Genomic DNA, 19,501 nt, shown 5'->3' on the forward strand with positions numbered 1-19,501 from the left:
TTTATTTAATAGGAATGCCTTTTTTCTACTGTCCCATCTTTTTTGTAAATAATGGCTTCTGTTCCTTTCTTTTCTGCCACTTCTTTTGCACGTTCGATAGCTTCTGATTTGCTGTCATAGACAATATCCGGTTTTTTCGCACTTTTTGCCCGCACAGCCCATCCGTCTTCATGTGCTTCTACCAGCTCTGCTTTTTCCATCAGTTCCGGATCCGAACCACTTTCTTTATCATCACGGGACTTAGGATCTTCCTCCTCCATGAATTCCGTCACTTCTTCTTTAGAAGCATTGCTGTACCATTCTTTTGCCTGTTCGGTTGCAATTGGAATTGCACGGCCTTCATCGTATCCATCGTCGAGCATCGAATTGGCTATATCAATTGCTTTTTTCTTTACCGGCTTGTGCAGGTTTTTTAGGGATGAAGGGTAGTCATTCATCGTCCATGGCATGTTTTTTCCTCCTCATCATTTTTGTTACGTTTCTTTTCCCATATTATGTGCATACAAAAACAGGATTTTCTCCAGAAGTCCTCTCTTTAATTTCTCCAAACCCCGGTTTCTTTCCGGAAATTTATAATAGAATCTGTTTAGGGCTCTGAAAAGCAGGGTACGAGAGAGTTAGACACTATTATATGGTCCGCACGCCCTGGTGCTCTGCCATGAATCATGGTACCATTTATTAGGCTGTAGGATTAATCGCATTTATTGTAAGGAGGAATGGTGAATCATGGGTATGATTGGCGGCATAGCTCTACTAATCATCGCGGTAGCTTTTGCAGTATTAGTTATTTTCTTAGCACGTGTCTTAAGCAACCTCACTAAAACATTAAATGGGGTGAACGAAACAGTAGACAAACTGCCTGAGCAACTCGACCAGGTAATGAATCAATCGGAGCTGATTTTACATAACAGCAACGAGACGATTCTGGATGTAAATGAAAAGCTCCACTCGTTGAGTCCGCTGTTTTACATTGTTGGCGACGCCGGGGAAGCTTCCAGAAAGCTCACTTCAAGCCTTGTTGATATGACAGCAGGCATGAAAAAGAGTTCCACCGAAGGCAAAGGCAAAGTGAATGAGCAGGCTCTTGGCGGTCTTTACGGCAGCCTTGCTTTAGGATACTATATGTACCAGAAGCGCCAGGCCATTAAGGACTGGAAAGAGGAGAATACAGGAAATGCATAAAAAAAGCCTCTGGTCGGGAGTTGCTGCTGGCTATGCTGTGTCAGTGCTTACCAGTCTGCTCACCGCTCCGAAAAGCGGGAAAGAATACCGCCGCAAAGTATCTTCCGGAGCAGGAGCTGTCCAGCAGACGCCTGCACGGGTGAAAGGGAAAGCAAAAGCCCGGTCCGACAAGCTGTATGAATCCGGAAAAATCCGGTATGAACTGCTTCACGGCAAACTCGATAATATCCGTCTGGAAGCCCGGATCAAAGGTGCATCAAGTATGCAGTATCAATCAATGCAAAAACCAGCTGATGAATAAAATCAGCTGGTTTTTCTTTTATTTTTTTATTCGTTTCCATCCTTTTTTCAAAGGCGGCAGCGAAATTTCTCCACGCTCAAAAACATTTTTAATAATAAATTCGCTGTAATGTACCGCCTGCTGGTAAGAAATCCGGCCGGGAAGAGGCGGCTGCATATCCACGACGCAGTCAATAACTACGGGTCTGGTGGCAAGCACTGCTTTTTGCAGCGCCTCATGCAGTTCGGTTTTTGTTCTGACCCTGTATCCTTCACCGCCGCAAGCTTTCGCGAATCCCGCAAAATCAATACCGCTGATGTCTGTTTCCGTATCCAGATGGCCCATCTGCTGCTGCTCGTATTCAATCATTCCAATTTTTTCGTTATTAAATACGACACAAATCATTGGAAGCTGATACTTTACGGCAGTGGCAAAATCCTGCATCCCCATGGCAAAACCACCATCCCCGGCAAGCATGACTGTCTGCTTTTCAGGCCAGGCCGCTTTGGCGGCAATCGCACCGGGAAGGGCGCACCCCATCGTAGCCATCCACCCTGATATTACAAACTCCTGTCTTTTCAGCTTTAAATAACGAGCAGCCCATACGGTGACATTTCCAACATCGACAGAGACTACAGCGTCTTCCTCCAAAAACTGCTGTACTTCATGAATCACCTGCGGCGGCTGCAGCCTGTCTGTTTCTTCTGTCATATCTTTTTCGAGCTCGTTCCACCACTCTTTTCTTTTTTCTTTATATTTCTGCATAAAGGCAGAAGGCTCCCGGCGTTCGAGATTTTCCGTATACCACTGAAGCACAGGTCCGAGTTCAGAGACTAAACCTACAGTTACAGGATAGTATTTTCCGATCACTCTTGGATCGATATCGATTTGTATTGCTTTAGTGTTTTTCGGCATAAAATCACGATAAGGAAAGGAAGTGCCGGCCAGTATTAACAAATCGGCCTCCTGCACCGCTTCGTATGACGGCGTTGTGCCAATCTGGCCATTCTGTCCAAGACTGTGCTCATGCTCATCCGGAACAACGCTCTTTGCAAGAAGCGTAGATGCTACTGGTGCCTGAATATGTTCAGCAAACGCCAGCAGCTCATCAGTGCTGTGCCTGGCCCCTTTCCCCGCCAGAATCACTGGCTTCTGCGCCCCGTGCAGCAGCCTCGCGGCCTCCACCATATCTTCCTTCTCCGGGCGGATCTTCGGCCTCGCAAACACGCCGGAAGATATCGGGGCTTCACGTTTTATTTCTTCAGCCGAAACATCATCCGGGATCACGAGCACAGCTACTCCTTTTTCTGTGTAGGCAGCACGTATCGCCTGATGCAGCATGTCCGGGAGCTGCGCGGCACTCTGGACACTTTCATTAAATACACTGACATCAGCAAACATCTGGTTCAGCTGGATTTCCTGAAAATTGTCTGTGCCGATGATGGACGTATCAACCTGTCCGACCAAAGCAAGTACTGGCACTTTATCTCTTTTCGCATCATACAGGCCGTTTAATAAGTGAACTCCTCCAGGTCCGGCAATCGAAGAACAAACGCCCAGCCTCCCCGTCAGCTTCGCATAGGCGGCAGCAGCAAGGGCTCCCGTCTCTTCATGACGAATCTGGATATACTTCAGACCGTCTTCATCCTTCCGTAATTCTTCCATCAATTCATTGATGGAATCTCCCGGCATGCCATACAGATGGCTAACGCCCCATTCCTTAAGTATTTCCACCACTTTATTTCCCGCTGTTTGATTACCCATCGTCCCTGCTCCTCCTGTTTTCACAAATTTTCACAATTACTTATTTCTCTACCCCTCTTCTTATTTACTTCAAACCTTTACCGCTCTTGTCCTTTTCCCTATAGAAAAAGCCTCTCCCATGTCGGGAAAGGCTTAGCGGTTGTCTACCGGCTCAGGATACAAATCATGCTGAAACAGCCGGTTTTCTGCAAGCTGCTCGTATTTAGTTCCGGCTCTGCCGTAGTTTACAAATGGATCAATCGAAATACCGCCGCGCGGAGTAAATTTACCCCATATCTCCAGATAACGGGGGTCCATCAGCTCTACCAGGTCGTTTACGATTGTATTAATCGAATCTTCATGAAAGCCACCGTGATTTCGGAAGCTGAACAAATACAATTTCAGCGATTTGCTTTCCACCATTTTTTCGTCCGGAATGTAGCTGATATACAGCGTGCCAAAATCCGGCTGCCCCGTTTTCGGGCAGAGGGTGGTAAATTCCGGACAATTAAATTTCACAAAATAATCCCGGTACGGGTGGGTGTTTTCAAATGCTTCAAGCAGAGAAGGGTCATATTCAAATGTATACGCCGTTTTTTCACTTCCCAGCTGATCTAACTGCTCAATATCGTCTCTTTCCGGCATGTTCTTTTCCTCCTTATACTCCCTGTTTGTTTCCCCAAAGAAGCGTATGCAGCTGCGGCAGCACCCGCACTCCGTTCAAACGCTCCTCCTGTAGAACTTTTTCTGTAAGCCATTCGTATTTAGCAAGCAGATGATCTCTCAGTTTCTCTACCTCCGGCGTTACAGTATCGTCATTTCCCACCTGCAGATACATTGTTACAGCGGGATAACGCTCATGTACTTCCATCGCGTAATTCAGATCGCTTTCATCAAAAACAACTACCTTCAGACTGACTTCTTTTTCTCTGCGCGAACACAGTTCTTTCATATAATAATCCAGCCTGGTCCAATCCGTTTTCATCAGCGAACTCGGCGGCTTCGGGGAAACTGTTACCTCATCGATTTCCTTCACCCAGTCATTCCAGATCGAGCCCTGTGTTTCAATCGCTGTCTCGATACCGTGTTCCTGCAAAAGCGCTACAAGTTCCCCGAGACCGGGGTGCATAGCCGGATTGCCTCCGGAAATAGTGACATGGTTAAAGCTTCTGCCGCCGGCTTCTTTTAATTTTTCATAAATGGCTTCCGCACTCATCGCTACAGCCTTTTGTGATCCATCCCATGTAAAGGCGGAATCACACCAGGAGCACCGGTAGTCACAGCCGCCGGTGCGTACAAACATCGTTTTTCGCCCGATAACCATGCCTTCGCCCTGGATCGTCGGACCGAATATTTCCAGTACAGGTGTTGGTTTCATTTAGGCAAAGTCCTCCTCTTTGGGCCGGAACACCGCATAGCTTGTCGGAGTCTCCCTAACGAGCACCTGCAGGCATTTAGGTTTATTCGACGTTTCATCGAGCTTCTGCTGTACTGTTTTCCAGATCACCTGCGCGACTACTTCCGTTGTCGGATAAGCAGCCTCGGTTTCTTCACTGGCAAACTCCGGGTGATCATTCAACAGAGTATGGTCATATCGTTTATGGATCCATTTTTTTAAAACGGTAAAATCAATTAAAAACCCGTTCCGGTTCAATTCATCACCGGCAACTGTCACGTTAATTGTATAGGTGTGTCCATGCACCCGGCGGCACTTTCCCGCTTCTTCAGAAGGAATATAGTGTGCCGCACTTAAATGCATATCCTTGTTTAATTCGTACCGGTAGTTGTGCGGCCACTGTGGATAATACGAATAAATCATAATTCTTTCCTTTCTTTTTGTTCCATATATTGCTCGTAGCCTGCACGGCGCAGTTGACAGGCCGGGCATTCCCCGCAGCCGTCCCCCGGTATGCCATGATAGCAGGTGAGCGTTTCATTCTTTACGTATTCAAGCCTCCCGAGCTGGTCGGCAAGCCCCCAGGTTTCTTTTTTATCGAGCCACATCAAAGGTGTATGCAGCACAAACTCTTTTCCAATAGCCAGATTTAGCGACACATTCAATGATTTCACAAATACATCCCGGCAGTCCGGGTATCCGCTGTAATCTGTCTCACATACGCCTGTCACAATGTGTTTTGCCTTTTTCTGCGAAGCAAGAATCGTCGCAAAAGAAAAGAACAACAGATTCCTGCCCTCTACAAACGTAGAAGGAAGCTCCCCGTCTTCTCCCGCCTCTACTTCAATATCGTCGCGAGTCAGCGCGTTCGGTGCCAGCTGACTTAAAAGCCCCATATCCAGTACATGGTGCTCAACATTTATATCCTCAGCAATTCGCTTTGCTACTTCTATTTCCTGATCGTGCCGTTGTCCGTAAGAAAAAGTTACGGCAATGACCTCTTCAAATTGTTCCAGTGCCCAGAACAAACAAGTAGTACTGTCCTGTCCCCCACTAAAAACAACGACCGCTTTGTCATTTTGAAAACCCAATTGTTATTCCTTCTTTCCACCAAAACATTTCACAGCGCTCCCATTATAACATCTTTTTTCGCCTGTGCCTCTGCTTACGCTTACCTCGAAAAAACCCGTGAACAGTAAAGGTCACGAGTCTTTTAAATCATTATTTCTCATTTCAGCTATGTATTAGCCCCGCGCAGTTTTATTCGTTTTCCTGATCCAAAAAGGCGTGACTTCCCATCGCATTCCGCTGTCCCTGGTATTTGCCCGCATAAGGAGAACCGGCTTTTTGATCCATCTCAGCGAAAACGAGCTGTGCGAGCCGCCTGCCGGACGTTAAACGAATAGGCAGACGATTGGCGTTATAAAGCTCAAGCGTGATTTCCCCTTCAAACCCCGGGTCCACCCAGCCTGCATTTTGAATAAAGAGTCCCATCCGTCCGATAGAGCTTCTTCCTTCCACAAAGGCTGTAATATGCTGGGGAAGCCTGATGTATTCTTTTGTGGTCGCAAGCAGAAACGAATGCGGGGGAATAATTACCTGATCACTTTCAAATTCCACATATTTAGCGGGCCGGTCCAGTTGAATGGACTCGATAGCGTTCTCGTCGATTTTCAGAAAGTGAGTACCCAGACGAATGTCCACCGATGCCGGCTGGATCTGATGGTCCTCTAATGGATCAATACTAAGATCGCCCTGTTCCATCATTGAACGGATTGTTTGGTCGGAAAGTATCACCAGCTCTGCCTCCTTCGCTTTTCTTTTCTTTCCCAGTATAAAGAACAATACAAAAAAACGCCAACACCGTAAAGACCGGCAGTGACTTTTTCTGATTTGTTATGACATGAAAAAAACACCCTTCAGGGAAGCCCAAAGGGTGCTGATATAAATCTTCATTCAAATTCAAGCTCTAATTTATAGCCTTGTTCGAATAATACTTTGCCATCTTTATATTCGCTCATCAATTCTTTATAAGCCTCTGTCCATTCCTGAAAAGCTTTTTCGTCATGCATATCCAGGGAGTCATCAATTTTTTGCAGAAGCCGCTCTCTGTTAAATTCAAACACAGCATACTCCATCATCATTTGAGCATATAGAGACTGAAGAATCTGCCTTGAAGGTCTTCTACCATTTTGAATTGGTTTCACTTTTTTCATAAAATGCTGCTCATGAGTTGGATGTAACATATTCGCCGAACCCCCTGTTCTTATTGCAGCACCCGCCGGGCGCTGATCTTTTTTAAAGCGGGCGACGCGCGCATGGCCTCCCAATGCCTATCTATTGATTGCCAATAAATTTTGTGTGTACTGCACTATACCCACCTTTGACGCCAGTAAAACTAATTGTCCGACAACTCCAAGAAGAATAAAAGCTTAATGTATCCGCTTACATAACTTCATTATAGACCATTTCCTGCAAAAATTCGAGCTATACAATTCAAAAAATTCGGAGCAAATGAAAAATCTTATTGAAAAACGGGAACATGTATTCGTATAATGAATTTAATCATGCAACGCAAGGGGGAGAACAGAATGGTTATAACAGAAAAAGAACATATCGTTATCCATTATGCTGTCCTCCTTCCGATTGTAAAAAAAGTACTGACGCTCGATACACAGGCGCTTAAATCTTCTGACGTCCGCCTGCAGGAACCCTACGAACGGTTGTTTCAACAGGCTTTCGATACTCTTGGGCACGACCTCGATCAGCTGCGTCTCTACATGAAAAAAAAGAATATAAGGGTCGTTTTTGAAGAAAATGACGGTGTTTTCACACACTACGTGTACTATCTTAACAGCGGCTCAGGCCGGACCTCTCATTTAAACGCTAATTTAAAAAAACAGACAGAGCGCTGCCTTCATCTTTATTTCTCCGGCCGTTCCGCTTTATCAGACGATCAAGTCCTTCATCCGGCTCCCGTTTGACAAATCACGACTGCGGCGGTACATTAACGATACAATTACAGGAAAACGACCCCAAGCTTCAGACAAAGGAGAACGCCGTGTGAAAAAACAATTTGCCATTATCGGTCTCGGGCGATTCGGTGTCAGCGTCAGTACAGAATTGTACAAGCTCGGTCATGACGTGCTGGCCATTGACAATAATGAAGAAAAACTCGACGACATTACCAATCATTCTACGTACAGCGCCGTCGCCGACGGCACAGATGAAAAAGAACTAAGGAACCTGGGGATTACAAATTTTGATCACGTGATTGTCGCTATTGGTGATGATCTTCAGGCAAGCATTTTATGCACTCTCTTATTAAAGGAGATGGACATCCCTTCGGTCTGGGTAAAAGCGCAAAACTTTCACCACCACAAGGTTCTCGATAAAATCGGGGCAGATAAGATTATCCACCCGGAGCATGACATGGGCAACCGTATCGCCCAGCACCTCGTTTCTGACCGTGTCATTGACTATATTGAACTCTCCGCAGAGTATTCCATTATAGAGATTACTGCACCAGCATCCATGCATAAAAAGACCCTCGCCCAGCTCGATATCCGGGCCAAATTCGGCGTTACCGTTCTCGGCATCCGCCGCGGCAAAGAGGTTAATATATCACCCACAGCCCAGGACCGCCTTTTCAAAGAAGACGTGCTTATTGCTATCGGTCACAATAATGACCTGCGGCGCTTTGAAGAGACAAACTAACCTTCAGAGTATGAAAAGAAGCAGCAGTCCCGTTTCAACAGGGCTGCTGCTTTATTATGTATAATTGGTTTCCTGGATGATTAACGAATGTCACCGTGACCGGGGCAAGCACGATGATATCTTTTCTTAAGAAAAAGAAATCGGCGGCTGATTTTTTGCCGTTGAAGCTGCAAACAGAGCATGAAGCATTTCCTTGTTTACTGTGATGTCTTTGACCGTATACTTATCGAGCACCGACAAATACGCTTTCAAAGCCTCTCCCAAAACACCCTGGAGCCGGCATCTGCCTGCTAAAATACACTGGTTCGATTCTGGATCAAAGCATTCCACCAGCGTCAGATTATCTTCTGTCTGCCTTACAAGCCAGCCAATATTAATTTCTTCCGGTTCTTTGGCCAAACGAATTCCTCCGTTCCGGCCTTTCACCGTGTGAATGACGCCAAGCTTCGACAGCTCATGCCCAACCTTAGTCAGATGGTTGTACGAAATGGAGTATGCAGTCGATATTTGTTTAATACTATGCAGGGACTCGTCTTCATCATGAGCGGCCAGGTACATTACCATCCGTAATGCATAATCCGTATAGGTTGTTAACTGCAAAGCCCTCGCTCCTTTTCATCCAGGATAGTGATAGTTTATCACACCGCGCAATTGTTAATCTAATTAACTGCCCACAAAAAAAGAAGAGACAGCGTCTCCCCTTTTTTCATTATTCTTTTTAAGAAAATCTGTTCTTAAATGCTCTGGATGAGCGACGAAGCTACTGTGAAATAAATCAGCAGGCTGATAATATCAGTGAGCGTTGTGATGAACGGTCCTGAAGCAATGGCAGGGTCGAGCTTCAGCTTGTTGATTAAAAGCGGCACCAGCGTGCCGATAACACTAGCCACTCCAAGTGAAATCATGATGGAAAAACCAACAATTACTCCTATCAGGGGTTCCCCGTAAAAAAGATACAATAAGATCGTAATCACAATTCCTGAGGCCACCCCAATCATAATTCCCGTGGAAAATTCCCGGCTGATCGTACGCCACAGCCCTTTTCGTTCAATGTTTCCCGTTGCAAGCGCACGCACAGACACAGCAAGCGACTGCGTGCCCGTGTTTCCGGCTGACCCCATAATCATCGGAATAAACGCGGCAAGCAGAACGACACTTTCGAGGGTGCTTTCAAACCAGCCGATTACCTGGGCTGTAAACAGGCCTAAAAACATCAGCAGGATAATCCAGGGAGCACGGAGTCTGGCTGCTTTAAATGCATTAACACTCACATCTGTGGAACCACGGGACCCGGAGATTTCTCCAATGTCTTCCGAAGCTTCTTCTGCGAGCACATCGAGTGCATCATCCACGGTTACAATTCCCGCAAGCCTCCCTTCACTGTCTATAACAGGAGTTGCCAGAAAATCATACTTCTGTATCAGCTGGGCGACCTCTTCCTGGTCATCATCTACGTGGACAGACACGACACGACTGCTCATTACCTCAGAAACCGTGCGGTCTGAGTCCGCTACAATCAAGTCACGGATCGAAGCGACACCTGCCAGCTTCTCCTCTTCATCCACTACATACAGATAATAGATCGTTTCTGCATCCGGACCCTCCCGCCGCAGATGGTCAATCACTTCATCAATTGTATCCGTTGCTTTGATGGACACAAATTCTTTTGTCATGATGGCACCGGCCGTTTTATCTTCGTAGGCGAGCAGCTCCCGGACGTCATTGGCGTCCTCCTGATCCATCGCCTGCAGAATATGTGTCATCTGCCTCGGCTCAAGCTCCCCCAGAAAGTCGGCAACATCATCTGCATACATATTATTGTATACTTCGGCAGCATACTGATCGTTCAGCTGCAGAGCTACTTCCTTTTGCACTTCGGGTTCAAAGCTGTCGAATACTTCAGCGAATTCTTCCGGGGACAAAAACTTATACACTACTGCCCGTTCTTCATCAAGCTCAAGAAAAACTTCTGCCTGGTCCGCAGGGTGCAAATCCAAAAATAATTCACGAAACGCTTCTATGCGCTCCTGCTGCAAAGACTCCGCTATTAATTCCACGAATTCCTCCCGTGCCTGTTCGTTTAATTTCTCCATCCTTTTTCCTCCTCTCTAGGCCAGACACGCAGCTGTACTTCTTCCGTCTGACACTTATTTCAAACAAAAAACGCCTTCCACCGTTGGGAAGACGTGCATAATCAGCCAGTCATCGTATATGCCCGTTCTGTTCCCCTTCGTCGAGCTTTAGCACTGCATAGCGTAGGAATATATTATCCAGCTTCATTAGAAAACACCTTAATTCGATGGATTCTGTTGACCCATTGGCGTCTTTAGACATTTTTGGGCATAAGCTTGTATCTACACAGGAGCCTCACCTAACGAGATTATAAATAGCAGTAACGTTGAATATAACGTTACGCTCTTTTTTTGTCAACGCAGGGAGCACCCTTGCCTACTGGATATATTCCCTTTTCTGCCGATATAAAAATAGAGATTTTGACTTTTACAGACAGGACGTCCAACTATGCGAAACGTATACTTGTTTTTTATGATTACTTTCCTGCTTACATGCTTCCTATCTCTCGGCGGACTCTTTTACTATTATTACACTATAACTGCTGGACAAAAAGAGAAAATCACCACGGAAACAGCGCCGGAGGATTCTTCTACTGTTTCAGGACCCCAGATTATTCTAATAGCGGGGACAGATAAAGAAGAGACAGTTTCCCGCGCTGATGTGATTATGATTATCTCTATCCATTCCGGGAACGAATCCACGCTGCTTTTTAATATTCCAAGAGACACTAAGGTTTCTATTCCAGGAAGAGACAGTATGGATAAAATAAATCATGCCTACAGCTATGGAGGCATGCCCTTACTGAAGAAAACAGCGGAAGAATTTCTGGACACCTCCATCGATTTTACCGTCGAAGCTGATATGGAGGGGTTCCGGGAGGTGGTTGATGCTTACGGCGGAGTTACAGTGCAAAACGATTTGGAATTCGTCAAGGACGAAGGAGAGCCTTTCACCTACACCAAGGGAAACCTCCATTTAAATGGCGAACAGGCCTTATATTACGTCCGCATGCGCAAGCAGGACCCACGGGGCGATCTGGGTCGGAACCTCCGCCAGCAGCAGGTGCTCGAAGCACTTCTTGAAAAAGCAAAAAGTCCGGCTACTCTCCGTAAAGCGGAAGAACTGCTTTATGCCCTCGGTGACCACATACAGACCGATATGACGTTTCAGGATATCCGCAGCTTTTCTTACCACTATACTCCTGCCCTCACCCAGATCCAGACGACTGAAATTCATGGAGCTTCTGCTGAAGAGAACGGGGTAAGCTATTATCTCGTTTCTTCGGAAGAGCAGGAGAAAGCACAGCTCCGCCTGGAGCGTCACCAGACTGGCAAAAGCTACTGACATTTCCGCCCCGCCGGTTCAGAGTGATTATTCCTGAAGTGCTTCACTTCGTTTCCAAATCAGAAAGGAGACCGCATTGTATCCGGCATGAGCAGCCGCAGCCCCCCACAGCGTTCCCTGCCATAAAAGCAGGCCGCCGAGCAGAAGGCCCAGGACAAAAATCCATGCATGAATCAGCTGCTGACCGGCGTATTGAGGCACATGCACCAGCATGAAAATAAATGAAGCAACGCATAAAGCAAAGAGGTCCGGCAGTACAAGCACCAGTGTTCCAAGCACTGCTGCCCGAAACAATATTTCCTCTGATACTGCCGCTCCAGCCGTTACAGCCCAAAAGCTCCCCCGCCGGCGGATCAGTTCTTTTAAGAGATCGGTATATGTGTTGTCCGGCACGGCAAACCACTGCTTTTTATACGCCCCCCAGGCGAAAAATCCTGCCGCTATCCCCGTGCAGGCTCCGGTAAGACTATCGGCAGCAGCTGTATTAAAGGAAAATAAGCTGTTTATGTATGTTAAAGTTTCCCCCTGAAACACAGCAGCAATGATAACAATACCAACTGCAAACAGCAGGAAAAAGTTTAACCATAGGGCACGCCCGGAAATCCGGGGGCCTGAACTGTTCGTCATGGCGCTTTTGCCTCCCATGCGGTTATTATGTAAAAACAGCCGGCTGCGTTCGGCCCCGGCTGTTTGCTTTCCTTCCTATAATTCGTTGAGCGCTGCAATAATTTCCTGGTCGCCGCTGATCAGATCAAACTTTTTGCGGATAGTACCAGGTGTATCCAAAGATGCGGCGATCACTTTAGCCACATCAGCACGTGGAATTTCGCCTTTTTCATTCAGTTTTTGTTTTAACTGTACAGTGCCGCTCGGATCATCGTTTGTGAGCACTCCCGGCCGTACAATGGTATAATCAAGGCCGCTTTCTTCAAGGTAATCATCGGCTACGCGCTTAGCAATAAAGTAATGGCGCATTTTTTCCGGGCCGTTTTCCGGTTCATCCGTATTCATCGAACTTACCTGAATGAAGCGTTTTACCCCGTGGGCTTTGGAGGCTTCCACTGATTTTCTCGACCCCCACAAGTCAATAATGGTGGTTTTATCCGGTCCTGTATGGCCGCCTGACCCAGCAGCAAAGACCGCTGCGTCTTTACCGGCAAACGCATCGGAAATGTCTCCTTCCAAATCACGGACTACCGTTTCGTCCGCCCCAAGGCTCTTCAATTCTTCTGACTGTTCTTCTTTTCTAATTAACGCCGTTACGTGGTGATCCGTGTCCTTCAATTCTTCCACCAGGTGACGTGCAATTTTTCCGTTCGCTCCAATTACCAGTACGTTCATTGTAAATCCTCCTTCGTTTAACATTCCATGGTGATATTCCCATAACCTTCGTAAAATAAACACAGCTCCCTCCCCCCTTTTGCTTCGGCACATCAATATATACGGTGAAAGGAGGTGAGACACAATGGCTCAATTAACAAAAACTGATCTTTCTTTTGAATTTTATTTAGGACCTGGCGAAGACGGCAGCGGCGACTACAAACGAAAAACATTCCGCAGCATAAACCCTGAAATTTCAGACGATGACCTGCAGGAAATTGCGGATGGCCTTGCCGCACTTCAGCCGTACGTTGTACAAAGCGTGCAGCGCAACAACGAGTACACCATGCAGGCTCCGGCCCCGTTGTAAAACGGCAGTAGCTTTAAATACAGGAGGTGAAGATGATGAGCAAGCAACTACAGCTGCGTTTTGAAAGTGATTTCGGCAAAGCTACTACTCTTTCTATCGAAAACCCGGCAGAACCGGTGGATGAAACAGCAGTAGAGACATTAATGGACACCATTATTGCTAAGGAAGCCTTTTTCACAAGCGATGGCATTGTTACTAAAAAAGTGTATGCAAGAGTCGTAGAACGAAACGTAGACACTATCTGGGAAACCAATTAATCCGATTCCCTCAGCCCCCTCGGCTGGGGGATTCTTTATAAAGGAGGATTTTTCATGGAGGAATGGATACAGCTGGCCGGAGACCAGGGAGCGGCTGTTGCACTTGCCTTTTTTCTTGTTTACCGGATGGAGCGTAAACTCGATACGCTCATCTCGGCCGTGCAAAGGCAGAGTGAACAGCTTTTCTCATCTTCGGGAAGAGCCAGAGCACCAAAGAATTCCATGCATATCAAAAAACCATAAACAAAAGCCAGCCGGATTTCGGCTGGCTTTACTGATTTTTGTGGTGGGCAAAGAAGTAATTTTTTGAATGATAGCGTACACTCATTACGATACCTAAAATAAACATGGTGCCGACAAGCGAGCTTCCTCCGTAGCTGAGCAGTGGAAGCGTAAAGCCGGTGACCGGCAGAAGGCCAAGGCTTTGTCCGATATTTTGAAATATCTGGAAAGCAAACAATCCAATAACACCTGCACAGATGTATTTGCCGTAAGCGTTATGCGACCGCATGCTGATCAGAAGAATTTGATACAGGAGCACAAAATAAAGGGTGATGACCATCGCACCGCCCAGAAAGCCGTGAACAGAGCTGATCACAGCAAAAATGAAATCCGTGTGGGCTTCCGGGATATACACCTGGTCCCCGTCGTTGCCAAACAGCCTCCCGGAGCCGATGGCAGTCAATGCTCTTGCTGTCTGAAAACCTGCGTCCTGATTTTCAAACGGATTCAGCCATCCCTGGATTCTGCTTACCTGATAAGGGTCCATATTGGAAAATACAAATCGCTCCATCAAATTAGGAAACTGAAAAAAAGAAATGACAAATCCAAGTATCGCTAAAAGTGGAGCGCCGATAGCTACTGTCAATATTTTGTAGGAGATCCCCGAAACCACCAGAAGAGAAACAAAAATAGCTCCCACGAGCATCACACTCCCCATGTCCGGCTGTGTTGCCAGAAGAAGAATGACCGGGAGGGTGGGCAGAAACATTTTCCCTATAAGTATAAAATCAGAGCGCATGTTTTTGCTCCCGCTGTACTCTGTATGGTGATTATAAATGATAGCACTCAGCGTCAAGATCAGAAAAATTCTCATAAATTCTGCCGGCTGAAACTGGCCGAGACCGGGGACTACATACCATGACTGTGCCCCGTTAATCACTGGGGCAATGCTTGACGGGGCAACTAGCAGCCCTGCTAAAAGAGCCAGCCCAAAAGCATATAAAAACCAGTGCAGTATCAGATAATACTCAAAATCAAAATGTATAACTACCATCATAATAGCGAATGCCAGCACGAAAAAGATAATCTGCTGGATCATAAAATTGCCTTCGTATTGTTCGAGCTGCTGAGCCTGAAAAATATAGAAACAGCTGACTACTGCGAACAAAAACAATACAAACATCATATTGATATCATACTGCTTTTCTTCGGTTGATTGATGTAAACTCATGGAAGCATGTCCCCATTATATAAAATTTCGAACGCACGCTGCCTGGCGCCGCTGTTAACATCATACCTTGTTCTATCTGCGGCGTACAGTCCTGTGAAAATATTTCCACTATCCGCCCTATTCCCTAATTTATTTTTCACACATATGAAAAAGGGCTCCTTCTCCTATATTAAAGGAGAACAGCCCTGGGAATCAAACAGACGCCGTTTCCAAGGATTCGGCTACTGCATGCACATTTAAAAGAGTAAATACGCGGCTTTCTTTTTTGATTACGTTTTTTAAATACATTTGTTCTTCTTTCGACACTGCTTGAGGAGGCGCGTCAATTTCACTTTCAAACACGTCCATCACATCGTTTGCCGCATCAACGATCAAGCCGATATGATTGCCTTCAAGAGCTAAAATTAAAATCCGTGTTTCTTCTGTATACGGGACTTCTTCATAGGAAAGTCTTTTTCGAAGATCAATAATTGGAATAATGACACCCCGCAAATTAATGACGCCGCGTATACTTTTTTCAGCATTTGGTATACGGGTGAAATTCTGCATTCGTTCAATCGACTGGACATGATTTACTTCAACGCCGTATTCTTCGGCCTCCAATCGAAATATAATGACTTTTTTTACAACATTTTCTTCCGTCATAATACTTCCTCCTTACAATAGAGCGTTTGTGTCTACAATTAATGCTACATTACCGTCTCCGAGAATCGTGGCTCCTGATATGGCGCGTACGTCCCGAAGGTAATGGCCGAGTGATTTCAATACAACATCCTGCTGGCCGATAAAACTGTCGACAACCAGAGCGGCCATCTTTTCTCCTTTATGCACGACTACGACCGAATAATTTTCACGGTCCCACTCCCGTTCCACCGGAATTTCAAATACATCCTCCAAAAACATTACCGGAATAATATTTCCGCGAAAATCGATCATTTTCCGTTTGTGCACATAAAAAATGCTACTGCTCTTAATACTTGCTGTCTCTACGATAGAAGTAAGCGGCAGTCCGTAATGCTCTTCACCCACATCAACAAGCATCACATCAATAATCGACAGTGTCAGGGGAAGCTGAATACTGAATTTGGTTCCTCGTCCTTTTTCAGAATGCACACTGATGACGCCGCCGAGTGATTCAAACGTATTTTTTACTACGTCCAAACCGACCCCGCGCCCTGACAGGTCAGTCACTTCATCAACAGTGCTGAATCCTGCTGAAAAAATGAATTGATGCACGTCGTAATCCGTCAGCGTATCGGCATCCTCGGCAGCTATTACGTCATTTTCCACGGCCTTTTTGAGTACACGTTCACGGTCAATTCCGCCCCCGTCATCCTCAATTTCAATATACACATGATTGCCGCTGTGATAAGCACGAAGCTCGACATGACCCTCTTCCGGCTTGCCGTTCTGCTTTCTCTTTTCGGGCATTTCAATTCCATGATCGATTGAATTTCTTATAAGATGAACAAGCGGGTCCCCAATTTCATCAATAATCGAACGATCCAGTTCCGTCTCTGCACCAATGACTTCGAGCTCTATCTTTTTGCCAAGGTCTCTTGACAGGCTGCGCACCATCTTCGGGAAACGACTGAACACCTGATCCACCGGTACCATCCGCATATGTAAAATAATTTCCTGCAGGCTCCCGGTCGTCCGTGACATTCTTTCGACTGTTTCTGTCAGTTCGCTGCTTCGTATTTCCTCCGATATACGCTCAAGGCGCCCCCGATCAATAACCAGCTCTTCAAAAAGGTTCATTAATTTATCCAGCCGGTCAATATTAACCCGGATGGTTTTGTTCGTCTCTGTACGTTTACGTTCCAGTGAACTGGTTTCTTTTACTTCCGGAGCCGGTTTTTCGACCAAACCTTCCTGATAGTCTGTGCTGCCCGTTATTTCAATTTCCTCTGCCACCACTGTTTCAATTTCCGAAATTGAGGCCACCTGGTTGATCAGGTCTTCCTTTGCAGCGGTCGTTACTACTGCTGTGGTAAATGCGTTATCGAATCGCTCCGCTTCAATATCTGAAGCCTCCGGCACTGATTTAATAACGTGACCGTCTGCTTCAAGAGCTTCAAATACCATGTAGGCACGTGCTGCTTTTAGCATGGCATTCTCCTCAAGGGTCACATGCACTGTATATGCCTGCATACCACTTTCCACGGACTGGGCGATCACTGCCCGGTCGTATTCATTCCAATCCATGTCAATGCCATTCTTTTCTTTTGTCCCCTGCTCTGCCCCGGGCCGGGTGCTTTGACCAAGCAGCTTTTCCGTAATAGCCTGTATATCCTTTTTCCCCTCACCGCCGGAAGCGATATCCTCTACGATTTCTTCAGCAACATCTGCTGCTTCAAGAAGTACATCCATCGTTTCTGCATCTGCAAGCCTCGTTTTTTCACGCATTTGGTCGAGAACATTTTCCAGAGCATGTGTAACATTCGTCAAATCCTCATATCCCATCGTGCCGGCCATGCCTTTCATCGTATGGGCCGAACGAAAAATTTCCCCTATGATCGTTTCATCCTGCGGCTGCTTTTCCAGCTCCAGCAGGTGAACGTTAATCGCCTGAATGTGCTCCTGGCTTTCTTCAATAAACATATCCAAATATTCTGTATGGCTCATGCCCGTACCTCCGCCTTTTGAACTCAATACTAGTTGATAGTGTGCTGCAGCTTCTTCTCTTTTTATATCGACAGACTGGAGCAGGTATTTGAGATAACAGCCGGTTAAAATTTTTTCTTTCAGCCCCTTCTCTGCCTTCAAGTTTGCAAAAGAGCTCCATACAGTACAAAAAAAGCCTCCGCTATCAGGCGGAGACTGCATTGTATGCATTTCTAGTTTAAATCAAAATGGTGCCCGTTCACTTCATAAACGACCCATTCTGCCAAGTTCGTCGTATGATCTGCAAAACGCTCAATATAACGCCCGATAAAAGACAGCTGAGTAATGTCTTCCAGCAGCACTTCATCCGCACTTTGCCGAAGCTGCTTCTGTATAAACAATTTATACTTACTGTCCACGTGATCATCCAAAGAAGCGACTCGCTGGGCATGCATCAGTTCCTGATTGTCATATGCCTCCATCGCCTGGTCAAACATCTGCCTGGAAATTTCCGCCATATCAATTAACTGGTCAATATCCTCCCGGCTTCTATTTTCGCTCAGCCTGGCTGAAGCTTTTGCAATATCCACCGCGATATCGGCCATGCGCTCGAGATCGCTGGCCATTTTTAAAGCAACAATACACCTGCGCAGATCTGTAGCCACCGGCTGCTGCTTGGCAATTGTTAATGTCGCCGCATCCATGATTTTCAATTCCATGGAATTGATATTTTTATCATCTGTAACAATTTCCCGGACAAGTGACTGATTATCATTGGTTTTCAACGCGAGCAGCGACTGCTCGAAAGCATACTTCACATATTTGCCCATGTCTAGTATTTCCTGCTTTAAATACGTTAAGTCCTGCTCATACGCCTTTCGAACGCCCATTATTCAACCTCTTTCTTCCGGATCAGCCGAATCTGCCGGAAATATAATCTTCTGTCTCTTTTTTCGCCGGCGATGAAAAGATTTTATCTGTTTGATCATGCTCTACAATAACGCCGTTTAAGAAGAAAGCAGTATTGTCTGAAATGCGGGCTGCCTGCTGCATATTGTGGGTAACAATGACAATCGTATAGTCTTTTTTCAGCTCCTGGACCAGCTCTTCAATCTTCAGCGTAGAAATTGGATCCAATGCAGAAGTAGGCTCGTCCATTAAAATGATGTCAGGTTCAATTGCCAGACAGCGCGCAATGCAAAGACGCTGCTGCTGACCACCGGAGAGCCCGAAAGCATTTTCTTTCAGCCGGTCCTTCGTTTCATCCCAGATAGCCGCTTTTTTCAAGCTTTTTTCCACGATCTCATCAAGCGTTTTTTTATCCTTGATGCCATGAATTTTCGGACCGTATATTACATTTTCATAAATCGATTTGGGAAACGGGTTCGGGTTTTGAAACACCATTCCTACTTTAGTACGAAGATACTCGACACTGAAATTCTTTGAAAAAATCTCATTTTCCCGGTACTTAATGGAGCCGTTCGTTTTTACAATCGGATTCATTTCAGTCATCCGGTTTAAGGTTTTAATAAATGTCGATTTCCCGCAGCCCGAAGGTCCGATAATGGCTGTCACGGACTTTTCCGGAATCTCCATCGAAATATTCTGCAGCGCGTGGTTGTCAGCGTACCAGAGATTCAGCTGGTCTACGTTGTATGCAAGCGGCGCTTTTTCCTCTGTATTGAAATTGTCGTTTCCCTCTACTGAACGGTTTTCATGCTTAGTCTGCATAGTGCTTCCCCTTTCTTTGATCCTTATA

General features: G+C 46.0%; 25 protein-coding genes and 1 riboswitch. Of the genes, 8 read left to right on the plus strand and 17 right to left on the minus strand.

The features are described from left to right. Nucleotides 1–5 precede the first annotated feature (5 nt). A complete protein-coding gene (locus ACTRXF_RS11685; protein ID WP_474279224.1) occupies nucleotides 6–449 on the minus strand; it encodes a DUF2188 domain-containing protein in 444 nt (147 codons plus the stop codon). Between the two features lie 277 nt (nucleotides 450–726). On the opposite strand from ACTRXF_RS11685, the gene ACTRXF_RS11690 reads away from it, so the two are divergent. After that, on the plus strand, nucleotides 727–1,182 hold the full coding sequence (locus ACTRXF_RS11690; RefSeq protein ID WP_474262005.1) for a DUF948 domain-containing protein: 456 nt from the start codon (nucleotides 727–729) through the stop codon (nucleotides 1,180–1,182). Then, nucleotides 1,175–1,483: a YtxH domain-containing protein gene (locus ACTRXF_RS11695; RefSeq protein WP_322526456.1), complete on the plus strand. Its 309-nt coding sequence runs from the start codon at nucleotides 1,175–1,177 to the stop codon at nucleotides 1,481–1,483. The genes ACTRXF_RS11690 and ACTRXF_RS11695 overlap by 8 nt, the downstream gene beginning before the upstream one ends. Before the next feature lie 18 nt (nucleotides 1,484–1,501). On the opposite strand, the gene ACTRXF_RS11700 is transcribed toward ACTRXF_RS11695, so the two are convergent. The 7 genes from ACTRXF_RS11700 to ACTRXF_RS11730 all read right to left on the minus strand — a co-directional run bounded on the left by ACTRXF_RS11700 (nucleotide 1,502) and on the right by ACTRXF_RS11730 (nucleotide 6,931). Then, nucleotides 1,502–3,226 (minus strand): pyruvate oxidase, encoded by a 1,725-nt coding sequence (locus ACTRXF_RS11700; protein ID WP_474279226.1) that lies wholly within the window; start codon nucleotides 3,224–3,226, stop codon nucleotides 1,502–1,504. A gap of 132 nt (nucleotides 3,227–3,358) precedes the next feature. Further along, nucleotides 3,359–3,850 carry a preQ(1) synthase gene (queF, locus tag ACTRXF_RS11705; protein ID WP_474279228.1) on the minus strand — a complete coding sequence of 164 codons (492 nt, stop codon included), beginning with the start codon at nucleotides 3,848–3,850 and terminating at the stop codon, nucleotides 3,359–3,361. Nucleotides 3,851–3,863: 13 nt separating this feature from the next. Beyond that, nucleotides 3,864–4,583: a 7-carboxy-7-deazaguanine synthase QueE gene (queE, locus tag ACTRXF_RS11710; RefSeq protein ID WP_474279230.1), complete on the minus strand. Its 720-nt coding sequence runs from the start codon at nucleotides 4,581–4,583 to the stop codon at nucleotides 3,864–3,866. Continuing rightward, complete coding sequence (gene queD / locus ACTRXF_RS11715; protein ID WP_462865486.1) at nucleotides 4,584–5,024, minus strand: 6-carboxytetrahydropterin synthase QueD; 441 nt, start codon at nucleotides 5,022–5,024, stop codon at nucleotides 4,584–4,586. After that, the gene (gene queC, locus ACTRXF_RS11720) at nucleotides 5,021–5,692 is read right to left on the minus strand and encodes a 7-cyano-7-deazaguanine synthase QueC (RefSeq protein WP_474262001.1); all 672 of its coding nucleotides are present in this window, start codon (nucleotides 5,690–5,692) and stop codon (nucleotides 5,021–5,023) included. The genes queD and queC overlap by 4 nt, the downstream gene beginning before the upstream one ends. 169 nt (nucleotides 5,693–5,861) lie before the next feature. Further along, a complete protein-coding gene (gene dcd, locus ACTRXF_RS11725) occupies nucleotides 5,862–6,398 on the minus strand; it encodes a dCTP deaminase (protein WP_474261999.1) in 537 nt (178 codons plus the stop codon). A 155-nt stretch (nucleotides 6,399–6,553) separates the two neighbouring features. Next, nucleotides 6,554–6,931 carry an IDEAL domain-containing protein gene (locus tag ACTRXF_RS11730; RefSeq protein WP_474279232.1) on the minus strand — a complete coding sequence of 126 codons (378 nt, stop codon included), beginning with the start codon at nucleotides 6,929–6,931 and terminating at the stop codon, nucleotides 6,554–6,556. A 261-nt stretch (nucleotides 6,932–7,192) separates the two neighbouring features. Between ACTRXF_RS11730 and ACTRXF_RS11735 the strand changes: the two genes are divergently transcribed. Beyond that, a complete protein-coding gene (locus ACTRXF_RS11735) occupies nucleotides 7,193–7,585 on the plus strand; it encodes a YhjD family protein (protein ID WP_474261998.1) in 393 nt (130 codons plus the stop codon). Between the two features lie 79 nt (nucleotides 7,586–7,664). Next, the gene (locus ACTRXF_RS11740; protein WP_322526465.1) at nucleotides 7,665–8,318 is read left to right on the plus strand and encodes a potassium channel family protein; all 654 of its coding nucleotides are present in this window, start codon (nucleotides 7,665–7,667) and stop codon (nucleotides 8,316–8,318) included. 126 nt (nucleotides 8,319–8,444) lie between these two features. Here ACTRXF_RS11740 and ACTRXF_RS11745 read toward each other — a convergent pair whose 3' ends face one another. Further along, nucleotides 8,445–8,918, minus strand: a complete 474-nt coding sequence (locus ACTRXF_RS11745) for an RrF2 family transcriptional regulator (protein WP_474279234.1) — start codon at nucleotides 8,916–8,918, stop codon at nucleotides 8,445–8,447. Between the two features lie 134 nt (nucleotides 8,919–9,052). Continuing rightward, nucleotides 9,053–10,411 carry a magnesium transporter gene (mgtE, locus tag ACTRXF_RS11750; RefSeq protein ID WP_474279236.1) on the minus strand — a complete coding sequence of 453 codons (1,359 nt, stop codon included), beginning with the start codon at nucleotides 10,409–10,411 and terminating at the stop codon, nucleotides 9,053–9,055. A gap of 125 nt (nucleotides 10,412–10,536) precedes the next feature. Continuing rightward, nucleotides 10,537–10,704, minus strand: a riboswitch (M-box (ykoK) riboswitch). A 134-nt stretch (nucleotides 10,705–10,838) separates the two neighbouring features. Here mgtE and ACTRXF_RS11755 point away from each other — a divergent pair. Beyond that, on the plus strand, nucleotides 10,839–11,735 hold the full coding sequence (locus ACTRXF_RS11755) for an LCP family protein (RefSeq protein WP_474279238.1): 897 nt from the start codon (nucleotides 10,839–10,841) through the stop codon (nucleotides 11,733–11,735). Nucleotides 11,736–11,762: 27 nt separating this feature from the next. Here ACTRXF_RS11755 and ACTRXF_RS11760 read toward each other — a convergent pair whose 3' ends face one another. Both ACTRXF_RS11760 and ACTRXF_RS11765 read right to left on the minus strand, forming a co-directional pair. Beyond that, on the minus strand, nucleotides 11,763–12,362 hold the full coding sequence (locus ACTRXF_RS11760) for a CPBP family glutamic-type intramembrane protease (protein WP_474279240.1): 600 nt from the start codon (nucleotides 12,360–12,362) through the stop codon (nucleotides 11,763–11,765). A 75-nt stretch (nucleotides 12,363–12,437) separates the two neighbouring features. Next, nucleotides 12,438–13,076, minus strand: coding sequence for an SDR family oxidoreductase (locus tag ACTRXF_RS11765; protein WP_474279242.1), 639 nt, complete (start codon nucleotides 13,074–13,076; stop codon nucleotides 12,438–12,440). Between the two features lie 124 nt (nucleotides 13,077–13,200). Here ACTRXF_RS11765 and ACTRXF_RS11770 point away from each other — a divergent pair, with 124 nt between their 5' ends. From ACTRXF_RS11770 to ACTRXF_RS11780, 3 genes are read left to right on the plus strand one after another with little or no spacing between them, the layout of a single operon-like run. Continuing rightward, the gene (locus ACTRXF_RS11770; RefSeq protein ID WP_474261989.1) at nucleotides 13,201–13,425 is read left to right on the plus strand and encodes a DUF1659 domain-containing protein; all 225 of its coding nucleotides are present in this window, start codon (nucleotides 13,201–13,203) and stop codon (nucleotides 13,423–13,425) included. Nucleotides 13,426–13,460: 35 nt separating this feature from the next. Next, nucleotides 13,461–13,682 (plus strand): DUF2922 domain-containing protein, encoded by a 222-nt coding sequence (locus tag ACTRXF_RS11775; RefSeq protein WP_474261987.1) that lies wholly within the window; start codon nucleotides 13,461–13,463, stop codon nucleotides 13,680–13,682. Between the two features lie 54 nt (nucleotides 13,683–13,736). Further along, a complete protein-coding gene (locus ACTRXF_RS11780; RefSeq protein WP_474261984.1) occupies nucleotides 13,737–13,925 on the plus strand; it encodes a hypothetical protein in 189 nt (62 codons plus the stop codon). Between the two features lie 28 nt (nucleotides 13,926–13,953). Here the strand turns inward: ACTRXF_RS11780 and ACTRXF_RS11785 are convergent, their stop codons facing one another. The 5 genes from ACTRXF_RS11785 to pstB all read right to left on the minus strand — a co-directional run bounded on the left by ACTRXF_RS11785 (nucleotide 13,954) and on the right by pstB (nucleotide 19,500). Next, nucleotides 13,954–15,135 carry an FtsW/RodA/SpoVE family cell cycle protein gene (locus tag ACTRXF_RS11785; RefSeq protein ID WP_474261982.1) on the minus strand — a complete coding sequence of 394 codons (1,182 nt, stop codon included), beginning with the start codon at nucleotides 15,133–15,135 and terminating at the stop codon, nucleotides 13,954–13,956. Between the two features lie 192 nt (nucleotides 15,136–15,327). After that, nucleotides 15,328–15,780, minus strand: coding sequence for a chemotaxis protein CheW (locus ACTRXF_RS11790; RefSeq protein ID WP_474261980.1), 453 nt, complete (start codon nucleotides 15,778–15,780; stop codon nucleotides 15,328–15,330). A 12-nt stretch (nucleotides 15,781–15,792) separates the two neighbouring features. Next, complete coding sequence (locus ACTRXF_RS11795; protein ID WP_474261978.1) at nucleotides 15,793–17,763, minus strand: chemotaxis protein CheW; 1,971 nt, start codon at nucleotides 17,761–17,763, stop codon at nucleotides 15,793–15,795. Between the two features lie 212 nt (nucleotides 17,764–17,975). Continuing rightward, the gene (gene phoU / locus ACTRXF_RS11800; RefSeq protein WP_474261976.1) at nucleotides 17,976–18,632 is read right to left on the minus strand and encodes a phosphate signaling complex protein PhoU; all 657 of its coding nucleotides are present in this window, start codon (nucleotides 18,630–18,632) and stop codon (nucleotides 17,976–17,978) included. Nucleotides 18,633–18,654: 22 nt separating this feature from the next. Then, the gene (pstB, locus tag ACTRXF_RS11805; protein WP_474262074.1) at nucleotides 18,655–19,500 is read right to left on the minus strand and encodes a phosphate ABC transporter ATP-binding protein PstB; all 846 of its coding nucleotides are present in this window, start codon (nucleotides 19,498–19,500) and stop codon (nucleotides 18,655–18,657) included. Nucleotide 19,501: the final 1 nt, after the last annotated feature.

The organism is Marinococcus sp. LNHM3E3-2.2 (assembly GCF_056034385.1).